This is a genomic window from Geobacillus sp. WSUCF-018B, from assembly GCF_002809985.1.
Classification (GTDB): domain Bacteria; phylum Bacillota; class Bacilli; order Bacillales; family Anoxybacillaceae; genus Geobacillus; species Geobacillus thermophilus.
Genome location: NZ_PIJF01000099.1, coordinates 1 through 3,451, shown reverse-complemented (window position 1 = coordinate 3,451; position 3,451 = coordinate 1). Strand labels below are relative to the sequence as shown.

Sequence of the window (3,451 nt, the reverse complement as noted above, 5' to 3'; positions counted from 1 at the left end):
ATGGTTTGGTCACCTTTACCATACAGGAAATTTCGCATTTTTTGTACCCTTGATCAGAAAACAACCTGATTGTCAAGTACATTTTGTGGTGAAGAGCCATTTATTTTAACAAATATTTATTATTATTATTATTATTACAATATTTGAAACTATTTTTCAATTATTATATAATTTAGTTCTATAAACAAAGTAAGATACGATTTATTTTCTTATGGTTGAAAAAGCGTGGATTATTCTTGTATTTGAATGATTATATATCCCGCTCTGAAATAACAAACGTGTCAGATCAACTTTTCAAAAAGCCGATCTTAAGTCAGCAAGCACCTAAGGTAATCGAGGACTATACAAGTTAAGGGCGTCTCTACGGGCATTCAGCTGTTACGAATACGTTTTTATAGAAGGGGTAATTGGCAATAACTTTTCAAAAAATATTGTCATCATAAGAAGGTAGCTTAGGCTACTTTTTCTTTCTCTTGGCATTGGAAAAGATTTTTAGACCTACCAAGGAGAATTCATATCATTTAAGACCAAATCGTAGTTTTCAATATAGTTTTTAAGTGATAAAAATTAGGGGGACTCTTTAATGATCAAGAGCATTAAATTTTTGCGTCATGAGAGATCATATCGGCGCTTATTTATTTCCGGATTCATCAGTGGAGTAGGGGATTGGTTCAACAATGTAGCTGTATTGAGTATTATATTAACTTTAACTGGTTCTAGTTTGGCTGTAGGAATTACTCTTGCCCTACGAGTTCTCCCGTATTTAGTATTTGGACCATTGGGTGGAATGGTTGCTGATAGAATCCCTAGAAAAATCATACTTGTAACTATGGACTTGACTAGGTCTGTGTTAGCTTTATCTTTTTTGTTTGTCAATTCTAAAGATCAAATCTGGATTGTATATGTGGTTACTTTCGGACTAGTTATCTTATCTACCTTCTATATACCAGCTCGGGCGGCTTCTATACCAACTTTGGTAAGAAAGGAAAATTTATTGACGGCAAACGCTTTGGATCAAACCAGTTTTGGAATTGTAATGATCATCGGTTCCGTTTTCGGTGCGTTTTTCACAGCTATATGGGGATTGCAGTTTGCTTTTACTTTCAATTCCGTTTCATTTCTTGTTTCTGCTCTTCTTACTATGGGGATTACTTTTCCACGTACCGGAACTAAATCCAATAAAATCACATATAAAGAGCAGATTAAATCATTTTTGTCTTTATGTAAAAAATCGCGTTTGCTTCGAGCTATTATTGTTTTGTCTGCCCTTTGGCCCGTAGGAGGTGGGGCAATCAATGTATTGTTAAGCGTTTACTCTTTTCAAGTCTTTGATATGGGGCAACAAGGTGTAGGAATATTTTACGGTTCACTTGGTTTGGGGTTTGTAATAGGCGGCATTTTTGCGGACTACATTTCACAAAATCTTAAAAAGATGGCAGCAGCGGGATTTATTTTAGAAGGAATATCTCTTTCAATTGTGAGTGTATCTCCATACTTCTCTTTAGCTTCATTAATGCTGTTTCTGGGTACAGTAGGTTCCAGCATAGGTATCGCAAGTACCAATACACTAGTAATGGAAGCTGTCAGCATCGATGAACAAGGTAAAGTCTTTGGTACGTTAGCTACACTGAGGAACAGCATTCTGGGAATTAGCATGTTTGTCGCAGGTTTGCTGTTAGAATGGATACAACCTCGTGTATTGGGCTTTTTGGGCGGTATTCTTATTACTATTGTAGGAGTGTTAGTGGGAATCCTATTGGTTACAGACCCATCTAAGCAAACATTCCAAGAAAAAAAGACATGCTGAACACCTAAGGTTTGCACATAAATCTGTCAAGTGGACAATGAAAAAAAAGATTATATTAAGCAGCGGCCTTTTCTCGGTATCAATCGTGGAAAGGTCGTTTAGTTTTTCTTGAAAATGATGGGTGATTGTAAAAATGAATATCTCTTGAATCGCTTGATAAGCTTGCTCGATCTTTTTGGGCACACTAAGTACAACTTCTATATCTTTAAATGTGAGGAGAAACATCGATACATGCGTTGTCATGGCAATTTACTTTTCGAGGATGGCTTCCTTGAATGTTAAGTTCTTTGATCTTGTTCTCATAGGATTTGATCATATACTGGAATCTTGATTGGAATGAGGAAGAGCGTTCTAACCCAACGGCTTCCCATTCAGTTGTTTCAGTGTATTCTCTACCAATTCAAGATCATTTTTTTCAGATAATTCCCTCGCAATAACTTACCACGAATCCTCTTTGTCCGTAGAAAGTCCGTTTTTTGCGGATCACGGATTGGGGATCTCTAGCTCCTTTATTAAAGTCGCACACAGTATATAAATCGTCAGTGAATGACTGTGGAATTATTTTTTACACCTATTTACATTGATATTTCATACAAACAAGCTGTTTCATACCAGATGGAAAACGTTTATCCTTTTCTGCAAAAGGGAGGAAACCGAATGATTGCCAAAAAGATACAACATCCTTAAGATCTTTGACAACGGCAATTCGAACCTCCGGCCACCCCACTGAAGTTGCCCATTGAAGAAAACCCTTTGTAACTTCGGTGCCATAACCTTTTCCTTGATACTTTTTATGAATTATCAGCAATCCCAACCAAGGCATCTGATCTACATCGGCCTTCTCCCAATATTCAAGAAAACCTATCATTTCCTGATCCATCTTTTTAAATATCCCCATAACTTGTCTGCCTGTTAGTTCTGCAATATGTAAATCCCGCAACATTTGTTCTTTCGTATAGGAGCCTTCCCCGTCAGTTGTACCTTCCGTCAAATTAACGTAATCTGGATTAGACATATAAATCTCATAGAGCGCATTTACATGAATAGATTCAATCGGTTTTATGAGAAGTCGGTCAGTCTCAAACATTATACCTCTCTCCTTCAATAAATTACGGTTTAACTCACTCATATTCTCATTTTCCCAAAATAACTCTGCTTTTCACAACTGAATAGTTAATTTTTTGTTATACATTAAAATTTCCCTTCTTCTTGAATTACTTTAGTAATTATACCATAATTTCCCTTAAAATAAACTGCCTGGTTTGCATCAATTATCCGTTGGTAAATTATCTATTTTTTGAGAATCCACTAGTTGGTGTTATGTCAAGAAAATGGACACGTTAAACAGAGAGAAATATCTGAACTTATGCAGCTACTTTGGTATTATCCCCTACAGGTAGAGAGAACATTCAATATGATGTTCTTAAGAGTTCTATTTGAGAGGGGATTTTTTATATTCAAGAAAGGACAAACTTTTAACACCTATTCCGAAGATCTGAAACGGGTAGTTCATTCTCTCTTATAACTAGTCATATAATATACATTGTGTGAGTAAAATATTTGTGGGTGACATTCCGAAATGATCCCCGACGAGGGTTGCGAACTTTTGTTCGCGACGCTCGTCGGGGCCACCAAGCGAAGCGC

2 protein-coding genes and 1 pseudogene are annotated in these 3,451 nt (G+C 36.4%); 1 reads left to right on the top strand and 2 read right to left on the bottom strand.

Features of this window, described 5'->3' with window-relative positions; genetic code table 11:
- Positions 1-583 precede the first annotated feature (583 nt).
- Positions 584-1,807, top strand: coding sequence for an MFS transporter (locus CV944_RS16450; RefSeq protein ID WP_100660177.1), 1,224 nt, complete (start codon positions 584-586; stop codon positions 1,805-1,807).
- A gap of 55 nt (positions 1,808-1,862) precedes the next feature.
- On the opposite strand, the pseudogene CV944_RS18015 reads toward CV944_RS16450, so the two are convergent.
- A pseudogene (locus CV944_RS18015) lies at positions 1,863-2,245 on the bottom strand (IS3-like element ISBth8 family transposase); the annotation flags it as partial.
- Positions 2,246-2,378: 133 nt separating this feature from the next.
- Positions 2,379-2,894 carry a GNAT family N-acetyltransferase gene (locus tag CV944_RS16445; protein ID WP_047817803.1) on the bottom strand — a complete coding sequence of 172 codons (516 nt, stop codon included), beginning with the start codon at positions 2,892-2,894 and terminating at the stop codon, positions 2,379-2,381.
- Between the last annotated feature and the right edge of the window lie 557 nt (positions 2,895-3,451).